This window comes from Sulfuricaulis sp., assembly GCF_049587675.1.
GTDB lineage: Bacteria > Pseudomonadota > Gammaproteobacteria > Acidiferrobacterales > Sulfurifustaceae > Sulfuricaulis.
Genome location: NZ_JBAVEJ010000060.1, coordinates 1 through 5,248 on the forward strand (window position 1 = coordinate 1; position 5,248 = coordinate 5,248).

6 protein-coding genes are annotated in these 5,248 nt (G+C 54.8%); all 6 read right to left on the reverse strand.

All coding sequences use genetic code 11. From position 1 onward, the window contains the following. A partial coding sequence (locus WB402_RS03235) for an SDR family NAD(P)-dependent oxidoreductase (protein ID WP_424205479.1) occupies window positions 1-505 on the reverse strand: 505 nt, incomplete at its 3' end. A gap of 132 nt (window positions 506-637) precedes the next feature. Next, on the reverse strand, window positions 638-1,240 hold the full coding sequence (locus WB402_RS03240; RefSeq protein ID WP_424205480.1) for a winged helix-turn-helix transcriptional regulator: 603 nt from the start codon (window positions 1,238-1,240) through the stop codon (window positions 638-640). Window positions 1,241-1,477: 237 nt separating this feature from the next. Then, on the reverse strand, window positions 1,478-2,002 hold the full coding sequence (gene rfaH, locus WB402_RS03245; protein WP_424205481.1) for a transcription/translation regulatory transformer protein RfaH: 525 nt from the start codon (window positions 2,000-2,002) through the stop codon (window positions 1,478-1,480). 7 nt (window positions 2,003-2,009) lie between these two features. Continuing rightward, complete coding sequence (locus WB402_RS03250) at window positions 2,010-3,311, reverse strand: nucleotide sugar dehydrogenase (protein WP_424205482.1); 1,302 nt, start codon at window positions 3,309-3,311, stop codon at window positions 2,010-2,012. Window positions 3,312-3,346: 35 nt separating this feature from the next. Then, entirely contained in the window at window positions 3,347-4,357 is a 1,011-nt protein-coding gene (gene rfaD / locus WB402_RS03255) for an ADP-glyceromanno-heptose 6-epimerase (RefSeq protein WP_424205483.1), read from the reverse strand. Further along, window positions 4,354-5,248: D-glycero-beta-D-manno-heptose-7-phosphate kinase (rfaE1, locus tag WB402_RS03260; RefSeq protein ID WP_424205484.1), on the reverse strand; the 895-nt coding region annotated here is incomplete at its 5' end. The genes rfaE1 and rfaD, both read right to left, overlap by 4 nt.

Here is a 5,248-nt window from a genome sequence, read left to right on the forward strand (position 1 = left end):
GGTGAGCGTAACTATGCGCCATCAATTCATTGGCCTTCTTGGTGGCGGCATAAAGCGATACGGGATGGTCGACATTGTCGTGCTCGGAAAACGGCAGCTTGGTGTTGGCGCCATAAACCGAACTTGAGGAGGCAAACACCAGGTGCTTCACTCCGCTGTGCCGGCATCCCTCGAGAATGTTGCCAAATCCAACCAGGTTGGAGTCGATGTAGGACTGGGGATTGGTGATCGAATATCTCACTCCCGCCTGCGCCGCCAGGTGCATCACGGCATCGAACTTTTGTTTTTGAAAAAGCTCCGCCATGGTTTCCCGATCTATTATGTCGAGCTTCTGGAATTCGAAATGGCGATGATCCTTTGTGCGCTGGAGGCGCGCTTCCTTCAGCCGGACGTCGTAATAGTCATTCATATTATCGATGCCGCACACCATATCGCCCCGCTCCAGCAACCTGAGCGCAAGCGCGGAACCGATAAAACCCGCAGCCCCTGTGACAAGTATTTTCATTTTCTGTTTATTTCTAAGTTAAAACCTGTATTTTGACACGCTACCGCCATGCAGAACATATAGTTCCACACAGCTTGTGGCGCTCCGTCCCGACACGGGTCGGGATTACTCAATTCCGGACCAGAACAACAACTATTCGAGTCGTAAAATATCCGGAACCAGCACGCGTTCCTTTTCAATTTCCTTCATCAATTGCGCGTAGCTGACCAGGGGTGAATTCAGTTCAGTCAGCACACAGACATCAAAAGGTTCGGCCTGGTCGAAATTCCGCCACACCGGTAATCCGGCGAATCGACGCCGTTCGGCATGAGGGTCAAGAATCCCGACGATCTGAACGTCACGTTCCTGTACCCGCAGTGTGGCGATTTCGGCAAGGTCCGACATGCCGTATAACAGAATCCTGCGCCAACCCTGCGCTTCGCATTTCTGAAATACATCCATGCAGGAATCACCGGCCTTGCGGTAAAAGGCAAAGGATGAGGACAGGTATTTTGCGGTGAGCCGGCTTTTTTCGGTAAAGCCTTTGGGCGTCAGGTAGTAAAGGTAGCGATTGGCCGGGGCTTCGCTGATCTTGATGAATCCCTTGCGGATGCAGCGTTTAAGATAGGAATTGGCTAGCCCCAGGGCGATGCCCATGTCGCTGGCCAGATGGCGCTGACTGACGTTACTTTGCTTGCCGACCGCATCCAGCAGCTCCAAAACCAGCTCTTCTTCCCTGTCGGCCTTTGTGTTCATGACATGAACACTATAACCCTTCATGCCATCCGGTCAAGAATTATTGACCCGGCAAGTTTATATGTGAAAACTGAATGTTCCCTGGCGCCAGTGATGGAGGGAGCTGCCGGGTCAATAATGAAAATCCCATGAATTCCACGATTATTGAGGCAATAAGCCGACTTTCTTGCGGGCCAAGAAAGGAAACAAACGATCGGAGGGCTTGAGAGAGTTGTGTCGCCTCAATAATCTCCGGCCTCAGGCCGGCTCGATCGAGGCAGTATCGACGCTGGTGCGCGCATCGCGTCCGAGGATATCGAGCAGCACGGTAACACGGTCGCGGCTGCTGGCCGCCTGAAAAATCCCTTCATAGCCGGCAAAACTGCCTTGGGTGATCCGCACCCGGCTTCCCGGCTTGTATTCTTCAATCGGAACAATCTGGATACCCTGCGTATCCTCCCGGGCCCGCAACACTGCCATCAGACTGTCCGGTACCCGCGCCGCCTCGCGACCGAACCGCACAATCGAAACCACTCCGAGCGTGGAGCGAATCGGCCCCCAGTTGTCGGTCTGGCTGCTCAGGTGGATAAACAGATAGCGGGGAAACATCGGGGCGATGACAGAAACGCGCCTCCCCTGGCGTCGCCGTGCATCGCGCATGAACGGCAGATAGGTTTCGTAACCCTGACGCGCGAGATTTTCCCGGGCAACGGTTTCCTGCCGCGGCTTGCAGTAAACCAGATACCAGTAGCGGGAAGCCGTTTCGCGGTTCGCCTCGTTCAATGTCGGATCAAAGCCTCCATACTTGCACGCCGGCGGAAGCCAGCGCCTTGACGTCGAAACGTGATTTGACGTCTATAAAACTTCCGCCCTTTTCGAGCTTCATGAGCATCTCGTCCATACCTTTTTTAAGAAACTCTTTGTGCGCCACCGCCGCCACAATCGCCTTGGCCTTCGGCAACTTCTCCCAGGAATGTAGCTCCAGGCCGTATTCATGCCGCGCTTCCTCGGCATCGGCCACGGGATCATGAACCCAGACATTCACTCCATATGTTTTGAGCTCGTTCACCACGTCAACCACTCGGGTATTGCGCGAATCGGGACAGTCTTCTTTGAACGTAATACCCAGCACGATCACGTGACTCCCATTAACCGAGTGGCCGGCCTGAATGATCTGCTTGATAGTCTGCTCGGCCACGTATTTTCCCATGCTATCGTTGATGCGCCGGCCAGCAAGTATGACCTCCGGGTGGTAACCTATCCGTTCCGCCTTCTGGGTCAGATAGTAAGGATCGACACCAATGCAGTGGCCGCCCACCAGGCCCGGACGGAATGGCAGAAAGTTCCATTTGGAGCCGGCTGCCTCCAGCACTTCGATGGTATCGATGCCCAGCTTGTGAAAAATGATGGCCAATTCGTTCATCAGCGCGATATTCAGATCACGCTGGGTATTCTCGATGACCTTGGCTGCCTCGGCCGTCTTGATGCTGGAGGTACGAAAAACACCGGCCTTGACGACGAGTTCATATAATTGCGCCACCGACTCAAGTGTCTGAGCATCGTCCCCGGAAACCACCTTGGTTATCGTGGTCAGCGTGTGCTCGTGGTCGCCCGGGTTGATGCGTTCGGGCGAATAACCAACATGAAAATCCTGTTTCCATCGCTTTCCCGATTTTTTTTCGATTGCCGGGATGCACACCTCTTCGGTCGCGCCCGGATAAACTGTTGATTCGAATATAACGATGGCGCCTTTCTTCATATGCGGCGAGAGAATATCGCATGCTGAAAGCATAGGACTGAAGTCCGGTTGATGCGCATCGTCGACAGGAGTAGGAACGGCAACGACGATAAAATCAGCCTGCGAAAGGTCGCGCGGATCTGCGGTGTATTCAAGTTTTGTCGCAGAACGCAGGTCATCGCCGCTGACACTGCCTGTAGGGTCCTGGCAACGGCGATAATTCGCCAGTTTCGCTTTGTTTAAGTCAAAACCTACGGTCTTCAGGTGTTTCCCGAATTCCACCGCCAAAGGCAAACCGACATAACCCAACCCGATAACGGCAACATTCTTGTTAGTTAAAACGGAATTCTTCATGATTAAAAAGATTCAGTTAATTAAATCAATATATTTCAGGCATGGGGCGCATTTTCAGCATGCGACAAGCGCGCAATATAACGACGAACTCCTTCCTCAACGGTCAGAAAGGCCTTCTTATAACCCGCTCGGCGTAGTGCCGCGATATCCGCCTGCGTGAAACTTTGATACTTGCCTTTTAACGCTTCGGGGAAATTGATGTATGCAATCTGACCTTCTTTTTGCAGGCTTTTCAGGTCCGCGGGGGTGTTGCCCGACATCTGCCGAAAACTATTGATGACTGCCGCCGCCACGTCATTAAAGGTCTGTGCCCGGCCGGTGCCGACGTTGAAGATTCCGCTCTTCTGCGGACGATCCAGGAAAAACAGGTTCACCGCCACCACATCCTCCACGGAGATGAAATCGCGTCGCTGTTCGCCGTTACCATAACCGTCGCAACCTTCGAACAGCTTCACCTTGCCGGACTCGCGGTACTGGTTGAAATGATGGAATGCCACCGAGGCCATGCGACCCTTGTGTTGCTCGCGATCACCATAGACATTGAAATAACGGAATCCGACGATCTGCGCCGTCCGCTTCGGATAAAGGCGACGCACATATTGATCGAACAGCCACTTGGAATAGCCGTACACATTGAGTGGCCCCTCGCACTCACGCGACTCGCGGAAGACCTTGCCGGTGCCGTAAACCGCCGCCGACGAGGCATATAAATAAGGTATGCGTCTGGCCTGGCAGTAGTGCAGCAAGGTCTTGGAGTATTCGTAATTGTTACCCATCATGAAGACGCCGTTATGCTCCATGGTGTCGGAACACGCGCCTTCATGCAGAATCGCCTTGAACTTCTTTTTGAATTCTCCATTGTTGATCCGTTCGAGAAAATCGCGCTTGTCGAGGTAGTCCGCGATTTCGCAATCGACCAGATTCCTGAATTTGTCGCCATGTTCCAGGTCATCCACGACGAAAATATTTTTCTCGCCACGCTCATTGAGCGCCTTGACCAGATTGGCACCGATAAAGCCCGCTCCACCCGTGACGACGTGCATCATTCCTCCTCTGCGGATAGTTCGTGCATGATTTCCGCGGGGCTCGCGGTCGCCGCGCCCAGTTTGCCGACAACGATGCCAGCGGCCACATTGGCCAGATGCACCGCATCTTCCAGCCCGCTTCCGACGGCCCAGGCGCAACCGATGGCCGCGATCACCGTATCGCCAGCACCGGTCACGTCGAATACTTCCCGGGCGCGCGCCTTGATATGCAGCGCTTGTCCGCTCCGCTGCACAAGACTCATGCCATCCTCACCGCGCGTCACCAGAATCCCGCCCAGGTCCAGATCCTGGATCAGCTTCGTGGCCCGGCGCTCGAGATCGGCGTTGTCGCGGAAACGGCCGGCGACCTGTTCGAACTCCTTGCGGTTCGGCGTGATCAGGCTCGCGCCGCGGTAACCGCTGTAGTCATGGCCCTTGGGATCAATAACCACCGGGCGGGATGCGGCGTGCGCTGCCTGGATCATTTCCTGAATGTATCCCAGACCGCCCTTGCCGTAGTCCGAGATGATCACGGCGTCGTATTCCGGAAGATGCTTGAGATAGTTGTCGAGCAGTTTCACGCGCGCGTCTTTGCTCTCGGGACAGTCGAAATCGATGCGCAGCATTTGCTGGTGCAGATGCTTGGAGATGACGCGCAACTTGACGGTGGTATTCAGCAACTTGTCGCGCTCAAGGCGGCAGTTGATACCGTCCTCGCCCAGGAGTCGCTCGAGGCTGTCCGCCTCACGGTCATCGCCGCTGATTGAAAACAGGGCGCTGTTCGCGCCAAATGCCCGTACGTTGCGCGCCACGTTGGCGGCACCACCTGGAAGCTCTTTTGCATCCTTCACCGCCACCACGGGCACCGGTGCCTCGGGCGAAATCCGCTCGACATCGCCATACCAGTAACGA

Bases quoted from the DNA above. Each gene is read 5' to 3' on its own strand.
- WB402_RS03240 (WP_424205480.1), bottom strand. From the start codon at position 1,240: ATGAACACAAAGGCCGACAGGGAAGAAGAGCTGGTTTTGGAGCTGCTG.
- WB402_RS03250 (WP_424205482.1), bottom strand. From the start codon at position 3,311: ATGAAGAATTCCGTTTTAACTAACAAGAATGTTGCCGTTATCGGGTTG.
- rfaD (WP_424205483.1), bottom strand. From the start codon at position 4,357: ATGATGCACGTCGTCACGGGTGGAGCGGGCTTTATCGGTGCCAATCTG.